Here is a 16,808-nt window from a genome sequence, read left to right as displayed (position 1 = left end):
GCAGCACCCGCAGGAGGTCGTTGAACTGGCGCACGGTGCGCAGGCCCTCGTCCCACTGGGCGCGGGTGCTGGTCACGGGCATGCTGATCAGCGTCCAGTTCTGCTCGTTCCACATGATCTCGGCGCAGTCCGGGGCGGTGTGTGCGAACGTCACCATCCGGCGGTCGCAGGCGCGGCGGGCGGCGTCGAGGTTGGTGGAGTAGACCATCCGGGGTCCGATCGCGCCGAGCAGCCAGATGTCGCTCTCGCGCGGCTCCTTGACGCCCTTGAGGCGCATGTCCACCACGACGTTCGTGCCGACCTTGCGGTGCAGCGCGATCACGGTGGCGACGTCCTCGAGGTCGAAGATGAACACCGCCTCGCCGCGGATCTGTCCGAGCACGACGTTCTTGGCGGTCACGTTGCCGACCGTGGACATCACGCCGCGCTTCCAGCGCGACAGAATGTCCGCCGATTCCTGTTCGTAGTCGAATCCGTGCGACTTCGCCCACGACTTACGGCGCCGGCCCAGACCGCGGCGGCGGTCGTGGTCGACGTACAGAAGTACCGCCGCACCCACGAAGCAGAGTGCGGACAGCGTGAACCAGAGCGGAACCATTGCGTTCAGAGTATCCGCTTCCGACGGTCCGGTCCGAATCCGAATGGGTCACAACCCGGTCACCTTCTCCGGGATCTCCCGTCAGCGCTGGCCACGCATACTGACCGGATGACCGACTTGTCCGGTAAGACCTACCTCGTCGTCGGGGCCAGTGGGGCGCTCGGATCGCGCATCGCGAGGAGGCTGGCGGACCGCGGCGCGGACCTGACGGTGACGGGACGCTCCGCCGACGCGCTGGCCGAGATCGGCGACGCCCACACCGTGACCGCCGATCTGCGCGACCCGGACGCCGGGCGGACGGTCGTCGAGGCGGCCCGGGAGCAGCACGGCCGGCTCGACGGTGTCGTGATCGCCGCGGGCGTGGTCGCGTTCGGCCCGCTCACCGAGATCGATGACGACACCGTCGACGACCTGGTGCTGGTCGACTTCCTGGCGCCGCTGCGGGTGCTGCGCGCGGCCCTGCCGGTGCTCGAGCCGGGCGGGGTGATACTCAACGTCAGCGCGGTCGTCGCCGAGAAGCCGCTGCCGAACATGGCGGTGTACTCGGCGGTGAAGGCGGCGACAGCGGCGCTGTTCACCGCGGCGCGCACCGAGGCCCGGCGGCGCAAGGTCCGCGTCGTCGACGTGCGACCGCCGCACACCGAGACGGGCCTGGCGGGCCGGGCCATCGCCGGCGACCCGCCCCGCCTGCCGACGGGCCTGGATCCCGATGCGGTGGCCGAACGCATCGTCGCGGCGCTGGTCGACGACGAGACGGACGTGCCGAGCACGGCTTTCTGACGCGAAACTGCGGCCAGATCGCGTTCCCTTCACGAAACGCGATCTGACCGCAGTCTCAACGAGCGCTCATCCCAGTACTTGGGTCTTCGCGCGAGCGCTCATCCCATCACTCGGGTCTTCGCGCGAGCGCTCATCCCATCACTCGGGTCTTCGCGCGAGCGCTCATCCCAGGACCAGGCGGTCCCCATCCGGGCTGACGTTGACGGGCACGATGTCGCCGTCGTGCACGTCGCCGGCCAACAGCATCTTGGCCAACTGGTCGCCGATGGCCTGCTGCATCAGGCGGCGCAGCGGCCGGGCCCCGTAGATCGGGTCGAAGCCGCGGTCGGCCAGCCACTTCTTGGCGGGCAGCGACACCTCGAGGGTCAGCCGGCGCTGCGCCAACCGCTTGGCCAGCTGTTGCAGCTGGATGTCCACGATCGAGACCAGCTCCTCGGGGTTGAGCCCGTCGAAGATGATCACGTCGTCGAGGCGGTTGATGAACTCCGGCTTGAACGCCGAGCGCACCGCGGCCATCACCTGCTCCTCGGAGCCGCCGGCCCCCAGGTTCGACGTCAGGATCAGGATGGTGTTGCGGAAGTCGACGGTGCGGCCCTGCCCGTCGGTCAGCCTGCCCTCATCGAGGACCTGCAGCAGCACGTCGAACACGTCCGGGTGCGCCTTCTCGATCTCGTCGAACAGGATCACCGTGTAGGGACGCCGGCGCACCGCCTCGGTCAGCTGACCGCCCTGGTCGTAGCCGATGTAGCCGGGAGGGGCACCGACCAGCCGAGCCACCGAGTGCTTCTCGCCGTACTCGCTCATGTCGATGCGGACCATCGCCCGCTCGTCGTCGAACAGGAACTCCGCCAGCGCCTTGGCCAGCTCGGTCTTCCCGACACCGGTCGGGCCGAGGAACATGAACGAGCCCGTCGGCCGGTTCGGGTCGGCGACGCCGGCCCGCGACCGGCGCACCGCGTCGGACACGGCCTGCACGGCCTTGCGCTGGCCGACGACGCGCTTGCCCAGCTCCTCCTCCATGCGCAGCAGCTTGGCCGTCTCGCCCTCGAGCATCCGGCCCGCCGGGATCCCGGTCCACGCCGACACGACATCGGCGATGTCGTCGGGCCCGACCTCCTCCTTGAGCATGACGTTCTCCTGCGCCTGAGCGGTCGGAATGGCCGCCTCGAGCTTCTTCTCGACCTCGGGGATCCGGCCGTACCGCAGCTCGGCGGCCTTGGCCAGATCACCGTCGCGCTCGGCCCGGTCGGACTCACCGCGCAGGTGGTCCAGCTGCTCCTTGAGGTCCCGGACCACGTCGATGGCGCTCTTCTCGTTCTGCCAGCGCGTGGTGAGCTCGGACAGCTTCTCCTTCTGGTCGGCCAGCTCGGCGCGCAGCTTCTCCAACCGTTCCTTGGAGGCGGCGTCCTCTTCCTTGGACAGCGCCATCTCCTCGATCTCGAGGCGGCGCACCAGGCGCTCGACCTCGTCGATCTCGACGGGGCGTGAGTCGATCTCCATGCGCAGCCGTGACGCGGCCTCGTCGACCAGGTCGATGGCCTTGTCCGGCAGGAAGCGGGAGGTGATGTAGCGGTCGGACAGCGACGCGGCCGCGACGAGCGCGGAGTCGGTGATCCGCACGCCGTGGTGCACCTCGTAGCGCTCCTTGAGTCCGCGCAGGATGCCGACGGTGTCCTCGACCGACGGCTCACCGACCAGGACCTGCTGGAAGCGGCGCTCCAGCGCGGCGTCCTTCTCGATGTACTTGCGGTACTCGTCGAGCGTGGTGGCGCCGACCAGTCGCAGCTCACCGCGGGCCAGCATCGGCTTGATCATGTTGCCGGCGTCCATCGCGGACTCGCCGGTCGCGCCGGCGCCGACGATGGTGTGCAGCTCGTCGATGAACGTGATGATCTGCCCGGCCGAGTTCTTGATGTCGTCGAGGACGGCCTTGAGCCGCTCCTCGAACTCGCCGCGGTACTTCGCGCCGGCCACCATCGAACCCAGGTCCAGGGAGACCACGGTCTTGTCGCGCAAGCTCTCCGGCACGTCGCCGGCGACGATGCGCTGGGCCAGGCCCTCGACGATCGCGGTCTTGCCGACGCCGGGCTCACCGATGAGCACCGGGTTGTTCTTGGTGCGGCGGGAGAGCACCTGCACGACGCGACGGATCTCGGTGTCCCGGCCGATGACAGGGTCGAGCGCGCCCTCGCGTGCCCGCGCGGTCAGGTCGGTGGAGTACTTCTCCAGCGCCTGGTACGTGCCTTCGGGGTCGGGGCTGGTGACCCGGGCGCTGCCACGGACCTTGACGAACGCCTCGCGCAGGGCCTGCGGCGACGCGCCGTGGCCGGTCAGCAGCTTGGCGGTGTCGCTGTCCCCGGTGGCCAGGCCGACGAGCAGGTGCTCGGTGGAGACGTACTCGTCGTCCATCTCGGTGGCCAGCTGCTGGGCGGCAGTGATGGCCGCGACGGCCTGCGGGGCGAGTTGCGGCTGCGACGCCGATCCGGTGGCGCTGGGCAGCCGGTCGAGCAGGCGCTGCGTCTCGGCGCGCACGGTCGCGGGTTCGACGCCGACAGCCTCGAGCAGCGGAGCGGCGATGCCGTCGTTCTGCGTCAGCAGTGCCATCAACAGGTGGGCGGGCGTGATCTGCGGGTTGCCTGCGGCGGTGGCCGCTTGCAGCGCCGAAGTCAGGGCCGCCTGAGTCTTGGTCGTCGGGTTGAACGAGTCCACCGGACTCCTCACTTTCATGTCCAACGGGCCGCAGAAAGCGGCCCTTGAAATGCTTGTCAGCCTCTACAACGTCGTCAATGTTGAGTCTGTTCCGCTCAACTTTAACTTTTTTCCCGGGCGAGCACTAGGGGCCGAACGTCACCGATCCGGGTCGCAGGGAAATCGGGATGACACACGCGCGCAGATCCGGCGACAATCCGTCGGTGCCGACCCGACGCCGACTTCACATCCTCGTGGTCGGCGCCTCCGCGCCGAGCCACATGTATCCCCACCTCGCCGTGGTCCGCGAGCTCGTCGACCGCGGCCATCGGGTCAGCTATGCCGTCAGCGGTCACCTGGCGTCGCTCGTCGACCCCACCGGTGCCGACGTCGTCGCGTGCACGTCGACGCTGCCGGGCGCTCCCGGGGCACCGACGCGCTTCGACGACGACGACCCGGTCGCCGGCATGCGGATCTTTCTCGACGAGGCCATCCACGTCCTCCCGCAACTCTGTGGCACCTTCGCGACCGACCGTCCCGACCTGGTTCTCTACGACATCGGCGGGATGGCGGGTCCGGTCGCAGCCGAGCTCTGGGGCGTCCCGGCCGCGCAGCTGTCCCCGAGCGAGGTGGCCTGGGACGGCTACTACGAGGACATGGCAGCGATCCTGGATCCGCTGATGGGCAGTCCGAGCGGCGTCGACTACCGGCAGACCTTCGAGCAGTGGCTGGCCTCTGCGGGAACGACACTGACGGTCGAGGACATCACCGGTGTCCCGAGACGATGCCTGGTGCTGATCCCGCAGATCATGCAGCGCCACGCCGACCGGGTCTCGGATCGCTACCGCTTCGTCGGACCCTGCCTGGACCCCCGACGAGAAGACCCGGGTGACTGGACCCCACCGCCCGGCGACGGTCCGCTGGCCCTGCTGGCCCTCGGCACGGCGTACACGGATCGCGCGGACATCTACCGCGCCGCGATCGACGGCCTCGACGGCGCGGGATGGCGTCTCACCATGGCGATCGGCACGACACTGTCGGCGGACGAGTTGGGGCCCGTGCCCGACTGGGTGCAGGTTCGTTCGAGCGTCCCCCAGCCCGCGGTCCTCGCTCGGGCGGACGCGTTCATCTCCCACGCCGGTATGGGGTCGTGCAGCGAGGCGCTGTGGTTCGGCGTTCCCATCATCGCGCTTCCGCAGGCCGTCGACCAGCCCGCCAATGCCGATCGGCTCGAAGAGATCGGGGTGGGTCGCCACCTGCGCCAGGACCAACCCGAGCCGGCGGAGCTGGGACGAGCCGTGCTCGACGTGGCGTCGGCCCCTGCGATCCGGCGACGTCTGGACGCCGTTCGTGCCGAACTCCGGAGACAGGGCGGACCGACGCGCGCGGCCGATGCCGTGGAGGACGTCGCCGCAGACCGCTGGTGACACGTCGAATGTCGCCGATGGACACGGACGCCATGTCCCCGGCCGTCAGCGCAGGCCGGTCTACCGTCGAGAGATGTCTGACATCGGCGACTTCGAGTACGAGCGGAAGTTCTTCGTTCGCGACATGCCGGCCGTCGCGGCATCCGACCCCAGCCCGCTGTTGATCGCGCAGGCATACCTGTTCGTCTCGGAGGGTTACGCGGTGCGGGTACGCGTGCAGGGGCCCGCACCCGCCGAACTGGATGCGACGCCGGCGCAGCTCGTGACCGCCCTGGGTGACGAGGCCATGGGCACCATGACCGCGAAAGGCCCGGCCGCCGGTGGGACCCGCTATGAGGCCGAGCGCGAACTCGATCCGCTGGTGGCAGGACAGATCGTCTCGCGGGCCGACCATGTCGTGGTCAAGATCCGCTCATCGGTCTGGCTGGGTGAGGACGGGTGGATCATCGACCGCTTCCTGGGCGCCAATGCGCCCCTGCTCATGTCCGAGGTCGAACGCGATGGCCCTGTTGTCGATCTCGCGATTCCCGCGTTCTGCGTCACCGAGGTCTCCGAGGACGATCGGTTCCGCAACGAGTACCTGGCCCACCATCCCTTCGGATCCTGGTCGGCGCAGTTTCGTCGCGAACTCGACTCACGCGGGCCGGCTTTCGTCGACAGCCTCGGGCAGAACCGGTTCGACGGCCCCTGACGGCCCTACCGGACCTTCCGGAACACCACCCACCGCAGAGCGCAGTACATGAAGGCGGCTTCGCATCCGCCGACCGTCAGACGTGCGAGGCGGTAGTCGAGGCCGAGGTCTGTCAGCAGTGTCGACAGCGCCAGGATGAACACCAGGTAATTGATCACGACCACTGCGACGTAGATGGTCAGCTCCTGCCCGACCGGGGCGTGCGAGCGAAAGTTCAGGTAACGGTTGAGCGCATAGCTCGACCCGAAGGCGCATGCGTAGGCGATCGTCACCGCGAGCGGGTACGGAACGCCCAGCCCTCCGCGCAGTCCGACCAACAACATCAGGTCCACGCCGAAAGTTGCGCTGTTGATCAGGCAGAAGCCCAGCAGCGTCGGCGCGACGACCTGGTCGAGCCCGAGCGGCAACCGGCGCGCCACGCGCTCGCACCAGCGATGGAATGCGGCCGGGATGAGGACAGCACGCCCGCGACGCGGCTGCGATCCGACCGACACGAGGTCACTGTGACACCAGCAGATGACGCGACGATGAGCGGCGGCCGAACGCCAGACCTCGGATCAGTAGTCGACCCGGAACCCGCCGATGAGCGTGATGGCGTTGCCGTCGGGGTCGGCCAGCGCAGAGAGGCGCACGCCTTTGTCGGCGTCGGCGATCTCGCCGGGATCGAGACCGCGCTCCCGCAGGGCGGCGCGGTGGGCCTCGAGATCGTCGACCGCGAGGTTGAGCAAGCCGGACCCGGCGCGGTCCTCGTCGTGGAAGACCTGCACCCACGCGCCGGGCAGCACCTGCCACTCGATCAGCGTCGGCATCGGGTTGTTGTCCTCGGTGCGGCCGAACAGCGACGCGTACCACTTCCGGCTCACTGCGATGTCCGAGACGGGGACGACCGCGAGCAGGTGTTGGATAGACATGCGGTGTTGACCCGGCGCTCCGCCGGAACTCATCGTCAGTCGGCGTAATCCCAGAACTGCAGCTCGTGCACGGTGGCGAACAGTGTCAGCGTCACGGCGTAGCAGACCAGGATCGCTGCGGCCCCGGCCACGCTGACCCGGGCGCCCGCCCCGTCGACCGGATCCAGCCAGCGTCGGAAGGGCCGCGACGCGGCCGGCATCAGCCACCACTGCATCGCGGTCACGCTCACGATCTGCCTGATCCACAACCCCAGCCACGGCGGCGCGCCCACGTGGTCGACGGCGGGGCCGAGGAACCGCGACAGCAGCATCACGGTCGGATAGAGCACGGCGAGCACCAGCATCGCCGACTTCCAGTTGGGCGTCATCAGCGTGCGACCGTCCTGCACCCGCACCGTGGTACCGAACGGGGTGGTTCCCGAAACGGCGCTGAAGTCCCTGCTCAGCGTCTCGCGAAGGGGCGCCAGCGCCGCTCCTCGCTCGTCGGACCCGATCCACTGCGCCAGCTGCGCGCCGGTGCGGAAGCGGACCATCGACGTCCACTCACCGTCCCGATCGGCAGGCAACAGCACGGTGCCCTGGTATCCGGGCTGCGTCGCAGCCACAGTGGACAGCCGCACTTGCGTGGTGAGGAAGCCCTCCTCCCGGCCGGGGGCGACCGCATGCCGGAACACCCCGACCCCCGCAGCGCCGCCACCCTCGTCGAGGATCAGGTCGGTGCAGGCGGCCCAGAACCCGCGACGCCGACCCTCGCGCAGGATCTCGGCGCGCCCGCTGCTGTCGAGCCATGCGTGCAGCGCGCTCTCTCCGGCGAAGGTCACCGCGACCGCCGGTTCGAAGGCGGCCTCGCCCCGCACCGACGTGCACCCCGACAGGTGACCGGTCGCGGAGCCGGCCGATGCCAGCAGCTCCTCGGACCACCGCTGGAAAGCGACGTCGTCACCGCCGGAATGGAAGACGGTCACCGCTGTCACCGGACGCAGACCGGGCTGCATCATCGGCCGACGATACCGGTGGTCTGCAGGGCCTCCGGCTGCTACCTTCTGCCGGTGTCGTGGGGTCCGATCTTGACCGAGCTGGTTCCGTTGGCACTGGTCGTCGCCCTGTCGCCGTTGTCGATCATCCCGGCGGTGCTGGTGTTGCACACCCCGCGGCCCCGGCCGACGGGGCTGGCGTTCCTCGCCGGCTGGCTCGTCGGCCTCGCGGCGCTCACCGCGCTCTTCGTGGAACTGTCGAACCTGATCGGCGGGATCGGCGACAAGCCGCCCGGGTGGGCGTCATGGCTGCGCATCGTCGTCGGTGCGGCGCTCATCGTCTTCGGCGGCTACCGGTGGGCCACCCGGAAGAAGTCCGAGCACATGCCCGGCTGGATGACGCGGATGAGCACGCTCACCCCGGCCAAGGCCGCGGTGACCGCCGTCGCGTTGACCGTCGTCAACCCCAAGGTACTTTTCCTTTGTGCCGCAGCGGGTTTGGCGATCGGATCGGCCGGTATCGACGCACCCCAGGTGTGGGTCGCCGAGGCGTGGTACGTCGTGGTGGCGGGCTCGACGGTGGCGCTGCCGATCCTCGGGTACGCGGTGTCCGGCGACCGGCTGGACCCCGCGCTGACTCGGTTGAAGGAGTGGCTGGAGCGCCAGCACGCGACGCTGGTCGCCGTGATCCTGGTGGTGATCGGACTTCTGGTGCTGTACAAGGGCGTTCACGGCCTGTAGCGCAGCGAGCGGGCGTGCCCCGCCGTGACCTAGGATCGTGCGGCGTGGGCCTCGAAGACCGCGATTCGATGCGCATCCTGCGGGATGCGCTCGACTCCGGCGGCGAGCAGCTGGTCGCCGACTTCTACACCCGCTGGTTCGCCACCGACCTGTCCGCGCGCGACCTCTTCCCCCCGGACATGGCGACCCAGCGCAAGGTCTTCGGTCACGCGTTGAGCTGGCTGTGCGACGAGCTCATCGCGCAGCGCGCCGAGGAACCGGTGGCGTTCCTGGCCCAGCTCGGGCGCGACCACCGCAAGTACGGCGTCACCCCGGGCCACTACGAGACGCTGCAGACCGCGCTGCTCGCCACCCTGCGCGGCCGGCTGGCCGACCGCTGGGACCGCAGGCTCGCCGAGGCCGTCACCGATGTCATCGCACTGATCGTCGGCGTGATGAGCGGCGCCGCGGACGCCGAGACCAGCCCGCCGTTCTGCGACGGCACCGTGCTCGAGCACCTCCGGCCGGCCCGCGACGTCTCGGTGATCCGGCTGAAGATGGACCACGCGCTCGGCTACCAGCCGGGCCAGTACCTGCCGGTGCAGGTGCCGCAGTGGCCGCGCCGGTGGCGCTATCTGAGCCCGTCGATCCCCGCCGATCCCGCCGGCTACCTCGAGTTCCACATCCGGTCGGTGCCCGGAGGCATGGTCAGCACCGCGATCGTCGGCGAGGCACGCCCCGGAGACCGCTGGCGGGTGTCCAACCCGCACGGCGCACTGCACGTCGACCGCGACGACGGCGACGTGCTGATGGTCGCGGGCAGCACCGGTCTGGCGCCGCTGCGGACGCTGATCATGGACCTGGCCCGGTTCGGCGAGAACCCCCGCGTGCATCTGTTCTTCGGCGCCAAGCACCCCTGTGAGCTCTACGATCTGCGCACGCTGTGGGAGATTGCGTCGACCAATCCGTGGCTGTCGGTCACCCCGGTCTCGGAATTCGACTTCGATCCGCCGTGGGCCGCCCAGTACCCGGACGTCACCCCGCCGCGCGGCCTGCACGTCCGCCAGACCGGCCGGCTTCCCGAGGTGGTGACCCGGTACGGCAACTGGGGCGATCGGCAGATCCTGGTGTGCGGCGGGCCGGCCATGGTGGCCGCGACCAAGGCCGCGCTGATCGCCAAAGGCGCGCCCGCCGAACGAATCCGCCACGATCCCCTGGCGAGCTGACCATACGTGGCAGGATCGGGGTATGGACGCGTTCGAAACCGTCACGCTGCGTGATCCGTCGTCCCCGCTGACCGCCACCTACGTCCCGACGGCGGGAATGGTCGGCACCTCCCTGTCCGACGACGGCGTCGAGTTGCTGGGCCAGCGCCGCGGGCTGCAGGCCTACGCCTCCAACGGAAAGACCATGGGCATCCCGATCCTGTACCCGTGGGCGAACCGGCTCAGCAGCATGGGCTACGGCGTCGACGGCGCGGTGGTCACGCTGACCCCCGGCACCGGCGGAGTGCGCACCGATCAGCACGGGGTGCCGATCCACGGCACGTTGGCCGCGTACAAGGACTGGACGGTCACGACGCTGCTGGAGTCCCAGCTGACCGCCGAACTGGACTTCGCGGCGCGGCCGGCGCTGCTGGCGACGTTCCCGTTCCCGCACCTGCTGACCCTCGACATCACGCTGGCCGACCGGACGCTGACGGTGACGACGACCGTGACCGCGACGACGGGTTCGCGGGTGCCCCTGTGTTTCGGATTCCATCCGTACCTGCAGCTGCCGGGCGTACCACGCGCACAGTGGCGCATCGAGACGCCGGCGATGCGGTATCAGCCCGTCAACGCCTGGGGCATCCCCACGGGACGTGTCGAGCAGCGTGACGCTGCGTCAGAGTTGTTGGGCGACAAGTTCATCGACGAAGGCTTCGACGAGGTCGCTCCGGGATCGGTGTTCGCGCTCTCCGGTGGTGACCGGCGCATCGAGGTGCACTTCGACGAGGGTTTCACCGCCGCGCAGGTGTTCGCACCCGGCGACGACGACGTCGTGTGCTTCGAGCCGATGGCCGCGCCCACCGACGCGCTGCGCCGCGGCGGCTACCACGTCGTGCAGCCCGGCGAATCGGCCGTCGCCCGGTTCCGGATCGCGGTCGGCTGACCCGACCCCGCCGAACGCGCCAGTCACGCGAAGTGCGGGTAGTCCTGCACCCAGTGAAAACCCCTGCTGCGCAACTCGAACGAGTCCGGGTCCCGGCGCTCGAGCGACATGCTGACCTGCTGACCGTCGAGCGTGCCGTCGAGCAGAAGCCGGTCCGGCGCCGGCCGCGCGTAGCGCAGGGTCTCCTCACGCGCAGGCAGCGCGATGGTGCGGCCCGCGCTGTCGAAGGCGATCGGCTCGTCCACCAGCGTGCCGTTCATCAGCTGGTAGGTGAGCGTCCCGACGTCGTCGAAAACGACGCGCTGCCAACGCTTCGGGTCCGTTGTCAGCGGTGGGGTCTCCGTGCCGCCCGCGGTGAACCGGTCCACCTCCCAGATGCCGTACAACTCGGGCTTCTCGCGGCCCCCGCCGTAATCCCGCCACGCCGTCACCCCTGCGACCAGACAGCCGACCAGGACCCACACGCCCAGCGCCGCGACCACGCCCGCCGCGATCCGGTTGGACCGGGCGTCGGTGAACAGGGGCGGTTGCGTCGTCGGCTCCGACGGTCGCTGCCATACGAGAACGTCGGCCAGTCGGCCGATCTGGGGGGCGAGCAGAATCAGGCTCAGCAGCAGCAGGTGCAGCGAGAGGATCTTGACGGGCACGTCGTAGCTCATGTTCAACAGGAACACCTGCGCCATCGACATCGCGCTCAGCAGTGCCCCCAGCGTCGCGGTCCTGCCGAAGAACAGGAGCAGCCCGGCGACGACTTCCACTGCGCCAAGAGCGATTTCGTAGGGTTGTGAACTGCCGACCTGCAGCCACAGCACCGATGCCGGGCTCAAGTCACCGAACGGCCGCAGCAGCGCCGCCAGCGGCGGCGGCGGCATCTGCGTCGGGATGACCTTCGCGATGCCGTAGAAGAGCATCTGCCCCGCCAGACTCAACCGGACGAACACCAGGAACCAGGCGTGCAGCCGGGTGTACTCCCGGCGGCGTCGGTCGAGCACCGACCAGATCAGCGTCGCGACAGCGGCGAACACGACATAGACGAACACCATGACCCAGATGACGGCCTGGTCGCCGCTGTTGGAGTCGCGGTGCAGCACAGCCTCGATGCCGAAGACATGGCGGCCGACCCAGGTCAGGATCGGTTCGATCCGTGTCATCTGCCAGATCACCGCGTCCGGTGGCAGCCACCGGGTGAGGATCCCGGCGTAGACGAAGACGATCTGAGCGAACGTCAGGCAGAACGCGCCGAAGTAGACGAAACAGAAGCGGAACGCGATCCGCGTCGCAGGATGCCAGGGTGCGGCCACGACGACCATCGTGGCCGCCCAACCCTTGGCGATCAACCGTGTGCGCCCCCGGGGCGGGGTGGGGATATCCCCCACGCAGACCCGCCGAAACTGTATTCCGCGCGGGGAAATCATGGGATTTCGCGCGTGGAATACAGTTTCGGCGGAAGTGCTAGCGCTTGTTGCGCGGCTGCCAGACCACCAGCGCGGTGCTCTTGGGCCGCGGCTGGGACCGTAGGTGCTCGACCTCGGCGTTGAGTTCGCGCACCCGGGCCTGCAGCGCCTCGACCTGGTTGGTCAGCTCGATGATGCGCTTGATGCCGGCGAGGTTGACGCCTTCGTCCTGCGAGAGCCGCTGCACCTCACGGAGCAGGTCGACGTCCCGCTGCGAATAGCGCCGTCCCCCACCGGACGTGCGTTCCGGGCTGACCAGGCCGAGCCGGTCGTACGTACGCAGCGTCTGCGCATGCATGCCGGCCAGCTCGGCGGCCACCGAGATCAGGAACGTCCTCGCCTGATTGTTCGAGTCGTTGCGGCCGGCGCTCATCGGTCTCTGCTCTTCGCGCAAGCGCTCATCACTGCGCCCCTGCCCATCCCGCCCTCGGGTCGAAGCCGCTGGCGCGTTCGGCTTTGGCGTAGGCCTCCAGGGCCTCGGCGGCTTCACCCTCGAGATTCGAGGGAACCGCCACCTTGACGGTCACCAGCAGGTCGCCGTGACCGCCCGAGCGCTTCGGCACACCGCGGCCGCGCACCCGCAGGATGCGGCCGTCGGACGTGCCCTTGGGCACCCGCACCCCGACCTTGCCTTCCAGCGTCGGCACGGAAAGCGTTGTCCCCAGCGCCAACTCGTGGAAGCTGACGGGGACCGTGACGGTCAGGTCGTCGCCGTTGCGCCCGAACACCTTGTCTGGTCGCACGTGCACGGTGACGTACAGGTCGCCCGACGGGGCGCCGCGCAGACCGGCTTCGCCCTGTCCGGCGAGCCGGATACGCTGCCCGTCCTCGACACCCGGCGGGATCCGCACGTTGATGGTGCGGGTCCGGGTGGTCACCCCGGTGCCCTTGCACTCGTCGCACGGGTTCTCGATGATCGACCCGCTGCCACGGCATTCCGTGCACGGCTCGGAGAAGCCGAACGCACCCTGGTTGCGGCTGACGACGCCGGCGCCGTTGCAGTTCGGGCACACCTTCGGGCTGGTTCCCGGCCTCGCACCGCTGCCGTGGCAGTTGGTGCACGGGGCGGGACTGGTGAGCCGCAACGGCATCGCCACACCCTTGGTGGCCTCGAGGAAACTCAGTTCGGTCTCGGTCTCGAGGTCGTTGCCCCGCCGGGGGCGGCTCGGCCGCGGCTGTTGCGCGCCGCGGCCGAACAGCCCACCGAACAGGTCGCCGATGTTGGCGCCACCCTGCTGGCCGGCGGCGTCGAACAGGTCGTTGAGGTTGAACTCCTGACCGTCGCCTCCGCCGAATCCTCCGAAGCCACCGCCGCCACCGCTGTAGCGCCCCCGGCCGAACCCGCCGCCGGCGAAGAGCCGACGGGTCTCGTCGTACTCCTTGCGTTTGGCGGGATCGGTGAGCACTTCCTTGGCTTCCGAGGCGGCCTTGTACCGCTCCTCGGCCGCGGCGTCACCGGGATTCCGGTCCGGGTGGTTCTCGGCGAGAATCTTGCGGGCGGCCCGCTTGATCTCGTCCTGGCCGGCGTCGGAGGCGACGCCGAGCTCCTTGTAGAAGTCCTTCTCAACCCATTCGCGCTGGGCCATACCGCGTCACCTCCTCACCTGCTCGTTGATCGTTGGTCAATTTCTATGATTCTGAGTGCTGTTGCGATTCTGAGTCGGCATTACCGGACTCGGCCGCGTCGGGCACCGTGTCCACGACGCCGACCATCGCGTGGCGGACCACGTGGTCACCGACGCGGTAGCCGCGGCGCATGACGGTCCCGACCACCGGGTGCGTGCCGTCGCCCTCGTGCTGCACGGCTTCGTGCAGCGACGGGTCGAACGCGTCACCCTCCTCGCCGAACGGCTTCAGGCCTAACCCCTGGAGGGTCGAAACCAGCTTGTCCGCAACAGCTTTGAGAGGCCCGGAATCGAGATCGCCGTGCGCGCGGGCGCGCTCGAGGTCGTCGAGCACCGGCAGCAGCTGGGTCACCACGTGGGCCTTGGCCCGCTCGGTGGCCACCTGCTGATCGCGCAGCGAGCGCTTGCGATAGTTCGCGAAGTCGGCTTGGACCCGCTGGAGGTCGGCGATCAGTTCGGCCGCCTTGTCCTGCGACTCCTCCGAGACCGTCGGCACCTCGTCCTCGATCGGCCCGGAGGCCGGCTCAGGTGCGTCGCGCACCTGGCCGGTCTGCGGGTCTATGCGGCGCTTGTCGGTGACGGTGATCGGCTCTTCTCGATCCTCGCTCACTTCCGCTCCTGATCGTCCTCGACCACCTCGGCGTCGACCACGTCGTCGTTGGAGGCCGAGGCGCCCCCGCCGTCACCGTCGGACGGGGCCTGCTCGGCCTGGGTGGCCTCGTAGATCGCCTGGCCCAGGGCCTGGCTCTCCTGGCCGAGTTTCTCCATTGCGGACTTGATGGCCGAGATGTCGGTGCCCGCGAGCGCGGTCTTGGCCTCGGCGATCGCGCCGTCGACCTTGGTCAAGGTGTCCTCGGAGACCTTCGATCCACCTTCGGCCTCGCGCTGCTCCTTGACGAACTTCTCCGTCTGGTAGACCAGCGACTCGGCCTGGTTGCGGACGTCCGCCTCCTCGCGACGCTGACGGTCCTCGTCCGCGTGCGCCTCGGCGTCCTTGATCATCCGGTCGATCTCCTCCTTGGACAGGCCGGAGCCCTCCTGGATCTTGATCGTGTTCTCCTTGCCGGTGCCCTTGTCCTTGGCCGTGACGTGCACGATGCCGTTGGCGTCGATGTCGAACGTGACCTCGATCTGGGGCACGCCGCGCGGGGCCGGCGGGATGCCGGTCAGCTCGAAGCTGCCGAGCAGCTTGTTGTGTGCGGCGATCTCGCGCTCACCCTGGAACACCTGGATCTGCACCGACGGCTGGTTGTCGTCGGCAGTGGTGAACGTCTCCGAACGCTTGGTGGGGATCGTGGTGTTGCGCTCGATGAGCTTGGTCATCACGCCGCCCTTGGTCTCGATACCGAGGCTCAGCGGGGTGACGTCGAGCAGCAGTACGTCCTTGACCTCGCCCTTGAGCACACCGGCCTGCAGCGCGGCACCCACGGCGACGACCTCGTCGGGGTTGACGCCCTTGTTGGGCTCCTGGCCGCCGGTCATCTCCTTGACGAGCTCGGAGACCGCGGGCATGCGGGTCGAGCCACCGACGAGCACCACGTGGTCGATGTCGCCGACGGCGATGCCGGCGTCCTTGATCACCTGCTGGAACGGCTTACGGGTGCGGTCCAGCAGATCCTGCGTGATGCGCTGGAACTCCGCGCGGGTGAGCTGCTCGTCGAGGAACAGCGGGTTCTTGTCCGCGTCGACGGTGATGTAGGGCAGGTTGATCGACGTGCTCTGCGAGCTCGACAGCTCGATCTTGGCCTTCTCGGCCGCTTCGCGCAGCCGCTGCATCGCCATCTTGTCCTTGGTCAGGTCGATGCCCGACGTGCCCTTGAACTTGTCGACGAGCCATTCGACGATCCGGTCGTCCCAGTCGTCGCCACCGAGGTGGTTGTCACCGGAGGTGGCACGCACCTCGACGACACCCTCGCCGATCTCCAGCAGCGACACGTCGAACGTGCCACCGCCGAGGTCGAACACCAGGATGGTCTGTTCCTTCTCGCCCTTGTCGAGGCCGTAGGCCAGGGCGGCCGCGGTCGGCTCGTTGACGATGCGCAGCACGTTGAGGCCGGCGATCTGGCCGGCTTCCTTGGTGGCCTGACGCTGGGCGTCGTTGAAGTACGCAGGCACGGTGATGACCGCGTCGGCGATGTCCTCGCCCAGGTAGCTCTCGGCGTCACGCTTGAGCTTCATGAGTACGCGCGCGCTGATCTCCTGCGCGGTGTAGTTCTTGCCGTCGATCTCCACGGTCCAGTCGGAGCCCATGTGACGCTTCACCGAACGGATCGTCCGGTCGACGTTGGTCACCGCCTGGTTCTTGGCGGGCTGACCGACCAGCACCTCGCCGTTGCGCGCGAACGCGACGACCGACGGGGTGGTGCGGGAGCCCTCGGAGTTCGCGACGACGACGGGATCGCCACCTTCGAGAACTGCGACGACGGAGTTGGTGGTCCCGAGGTCGATGCCGACCGCACGAGCCATAGTTACTGCCTCCTGAATAGACGAAACATGTGTACTGAGTGCACCGGGCTCAAGACTGCTCCTCGCGGCCATGCCGTGTCAAGCCAAACTTGAGTCGCATTCACTCAACTGTCGAAGTGGTCAACGGGGCCGCTGCGAAATTTGTTCCCGGGATTCCCGCGGAAGCGCATTCCGGGCTGCGATCCGGGCCGGATCGCAGCCATGGCTTCTCATTGGTTGCGACGGGCGCCCGCGTCAGCCGGAGGTCCGCTGCAGGGCGACCATCACCGCTCGTCGCAGCCTGGGCGCAGCCATAATCGGCGCGGTCGCACCTCGCAAACGCG

16 protein-coding genes are annotated in these 16,808 nt (G+C 68.9%); 6 read left to right on the top strand and 10 right to left on the bottom strand.

What is annotated here, in order from left to right; all coding sequences use genetic code 11:
- The coding region (ttfA, locus tag MCHUDSM44219_RS27090) for a trehalose monomycolate transport factor TtfA (RefSeq protein WP_048421372.1) at positions 1-598 on the bottom strand (598 nt) is incomplete at its 3' end.
- A gap of 108 nt (positions 599-706) precedes the next feature.
- On the opposite strand from ttfA, the gene MCHUDSM44219_RS27085 reads away from it, so the two are divergent.
- Positions 707-1,378 (top strand): SDR family NAD(P)-dependent oxidoreductase, encoded by a 672-nt coding sequence (locus MCHUDSM44219_RS27085; RefSeq protein WP_048421371.1) that lies wholly within the window; start codon positions 707-709, stop codon positions 1,376-1,378.
- Positions 1,379-1,540: 162 nt separating this feature from the next.
- Here the strand turns inward: MCHUDSM44219_RS27085 and clpB are convergent, their stop codons facing one another.
- The gene (gene clpB, locus MCHUDSM44219_RS27080; RefSeq protein WP_048421370.1) at positions 1,541-4,087 is read right to left on the bottom strand and encodes an ATP-dependent chaperone ClpB; all 2,547 of its coding nucleotides are present in this window, start codon (positions 4,085-4,087) and stop codon (positions 1,541-1,543) included.
- A 203-nt stretch (positions 4,088-4,290) separates the two neighbouring features.
- Here clpB and MCHUDSM44219_RS27075 point away from each other — a divergent pair, with 203 nt between their 5' ends.
- Both MCHUDSM44219_RS27075 and MCHUDSM44219_RS27070 read left to right on the top strand, forming a co-directional pair.
- Positions 4,291-5,493 (top strand): macrolide family glycosyltransferase, encoded by a 1,203-nt coding sequence (locus MCHUDSM44219_RS27075; protein WP_236695601.1) that lies wholly within the window; start codon positions 4,291-4,293, stop codon positions 5,491-5,493.
- A gap of 73 nt (positions 5,494-5,566) precedes the next feature.
- Positions 5,567-6,184: a CYTH domain-containing protein gene (locus MCHUDSM44219_RS27070; protein ID WP_048421368.1), complete on the top strand. Its 618-nt coding sequence runs from the start codon at positions 5,567-5,569 to the stop codon at positions 6,182-6,184.
- A gap of 5 nt (positions 6,185-6,189) precedes the next feature.
- On the opposite strand, the gene MCHUDSM44219_RS27065 is transcribed toward MCHUDSM44219_RS27070, so the two are convergent.
- From MCHUDSM44219_RS27065 to MCHUDSM44219_RS27055, 3 genes are all read right to left on the bottom strand, one after another.
- Complete coding sequence (locus MCHUDSM44219_RS27065; RefSeq protein ID WP_082162421.1) at positions 6,190-6,678, bottom strand: GtrA family protein; 489 nt, start codon at positions 6,676-6,678, stop codon at positions 6,190-6,192.
- A 63-nt stretch (positions 6,679-6,741) separates the two neighbouring features.
- A complete protein-coding gene (locus MCHUDSM44219_RS27060) occupies positions 6,742-7,095 on the bottom strand; it encodes a VOC family protein (protein WP_048421367.1) in 354 nt (117 codons plus the stop codon).
- A gap of 35 nt (positions 7,096-7,130) precedes the next feature.
- Positions 7,131-8,093 carry a putative antibiotic biosynthesis monooxygenase gene (locus tag MCHUDSM44219_RS27055; RefSeq protein ID WP_236695600.1) on the bottom strand — a complete coding sequence of 321 codons (963 nt, stop codon included), beginning with the start codon at positions 8,091-8,093 and terminating at the stop codon, positions 7,131-7,133.
- Positions 8,094-8,138: 45 nt separating this feature from the next.
- Here MCHUDSM44219_RS27055 and MCHUDSM44219_RS27050 point away from each other — a divergent pair, with 45 nt between their 5' ends.
- The 3 genes from MCHUDSM44219_RS27050 to MCHUDSM44219_RS27040 are packed head-to-tail and all read left to right on the top strand — an operon-like array spanning position 8,139 to position 10,940.
- Entirely contained in the window at positions 8,139-8,810 is a 672-nt protein-coding gene (locus MCHUDSM44219_RS27050) for a GAP family protein (protein ID WP_048421375.1), read from the top strand.
- 44 nt (positions 8,811-8,854) lie between these two features.
- The gene (locus MCHUDSM44219_RS27045; RefSeq protein ID WP_048421366.1) at positions 8,855-10,015 is read left to right on the top strand and encodes an FAD-binding oxidoreductase; all 1,161 of its coding nucleotides are present in this window, start codon (positions 8,855-8,857) and stop codon (positions 10,013-10,015) included.
- 22 nt (positions 10,016-10,037) lie between these two features.
- Positions 10,038-10,940 (top strand): aldose 1-epimerase, encoded by a 903-nt coding sequence (locus MCHUDSM44219_RS27040; RefSeq protein ID WP_048421365.1) that lies wholly within the window; start codon positions 10,038-10,040, stop codon positions 10,938-10,940.
- A 23-nt stretch (positions 10,941-10,963) separates the two neighbouring features.
- Here MCHUDSM44219_RS27040 and MCHUDSM44219_RS27035 read toward each other — a convergent pair whose 3' ends face one another.
- The 5 genes from MCHUDSM44219_RS27035 to dnaK all read right to left on the bottom strand — a co-directional run bounded on the left by MCHUDSM44219_RS27035 (position 10,964) and on the right by dnaK (position 16,485).
- Positions 10,964-12,250, bottom strand: coding sequence for a DoxX family protein (locus MCHUDSM44219_RS27035; RefSeq protein ID WP_048421364.1), 1,287 nt, complete (start codon positions 12,248-12,250; stop codon positions 10,964-10,966).
- A 142-nt stretch (positions 12,251-12,392) separates the two neighbouring features.
- Positions 12,393-12,767, bottom strand: coding sequence for a heat shock protein transcriptional repressor HspR (locus MCHUDSM44219_RS27030; RefSeq protein WP_048421363.1), 375 nt, complete (start codon positions 12,765-12,767; stop codon positions 12,393-12,395).
- A gap of 28 nt (positions 12,768-12,795) precedes the next feature.
- Positions 12,796-13,980: a molecular chaperone DnaJ gene (gene dnaJ / locus MCHUDSM44219_RS27025; RefSeq protein WP_048421362.1), complete on the bottom strand. Its 1,185-nt coding sequence runs from the start codon at positions 13,978-13,980 to the stop codon at positions 12,796-12,798.
- Between the two features lie 43 nt (positions 13,981-14,023).
- Positions 14,024-14,629 (bottom strand): nucleotide exchange factor GrpE, encoded by a 606-nt coding sequence (gene grpE / locus MCHUDSM44219_RS27020; RefSeq protein WP_048421361.1) that lies wholly within the window; start codon positions 14,627-14,629, stop codon positions 14,024-14,026.
- Entirely contained in the window at positions 14,626-16,485 is a 1,860-nt protein-coding gene (dnaK, locus tag MCHUDSM44219_RS27015) for a molecular chaperone DnaK (RefSeq protein ID WP_048421360.1), read from the bottom strand. Before dnaK ends, grpE begins: the two co-directional genes overlap by 4 nt.
- Between the last annotated feature and the right edge of the window lie 323 nt (positions 16,486-16,808).

This window comes from Mycolicibacterium chubuense (assembly GCF_001044255.1).
Lineage (GTDB): Bacteria > Actinomycetota > Actinomycetes > Mycobacteriales > Mycobacteriaceae > Mycobacterium > Mycobacterium chubuense.
Note: the sequence above shows the minus strand (reverse complement) of the source record. Positions and strands in the feature narration are given on the sequence as shown.

Coding starts and splice junctions, on each gene's coding strand:
- MCHUDSM44219_RS27085 (WP_048421371.1), top strand. CDS start 707: ATGACCGACTTGTCCGGTAAGACCTACCTCGTCGTCGGGGCCAGTGGG.
- MCHUDSM44219_RS27070 (WP_048421368.1), top strand. CDS start 5,567: ATGTCTGACATCGGCGACTTCGAGTACGAGCGGAAGTTCTTCGTTCGC.
- MCHUDSM44219_RS27060 (WP_048421367.1), bottom strand. CDS start 7,095: ATGTCTATCCAACACCTGCTCGCGGTCGTCCCCGTCTCGGACATCGCA.
- MCHUDSM44219_RS27055 (WP_236695600.1), bottom strand. CDS start 8,093: ATGATGCAGCCCGGTCTGCGTCCGGTGACAGCGGTGACCGTCTTCCAT.
- MCHUDSM44219_RS27040 (WP_048421365.1), top strand. CDS start 10,038: ATGGACGCGTTCGAAACCGTCACGCTGCGTGATCCGTCGTCCCCGCTG.
- MCHUDSM44219_RS27035 (WP_048421364.1), bottom strand. CDS start 12,250: ATGGTCGTCGTGGCCGCACCCTGGCATCCTGCGACGCGGATCGCGTTC.
- MCHUDSM44219_RS27030 (WP_048421363.1), bottom strand. CDS start 12,767: ATGAGCGCCGGCCGCAACGACTCGAACAATCAGGCGAGGACGTTCCTG.
- dnaJ (WP_048421362.1), bottom strand. CDS start 13,980: ATGGCCCAGCGCGAATGGGTTGAGAAGGACTTCTACAAGGAGCTCGGC.
- dnaK (WP_048421360.1), bottom strand. CDS start 16,485: ATGGCTCGTGCGGTCGGCATCGACCTCGGGACCACCAACTCCGTCGTC.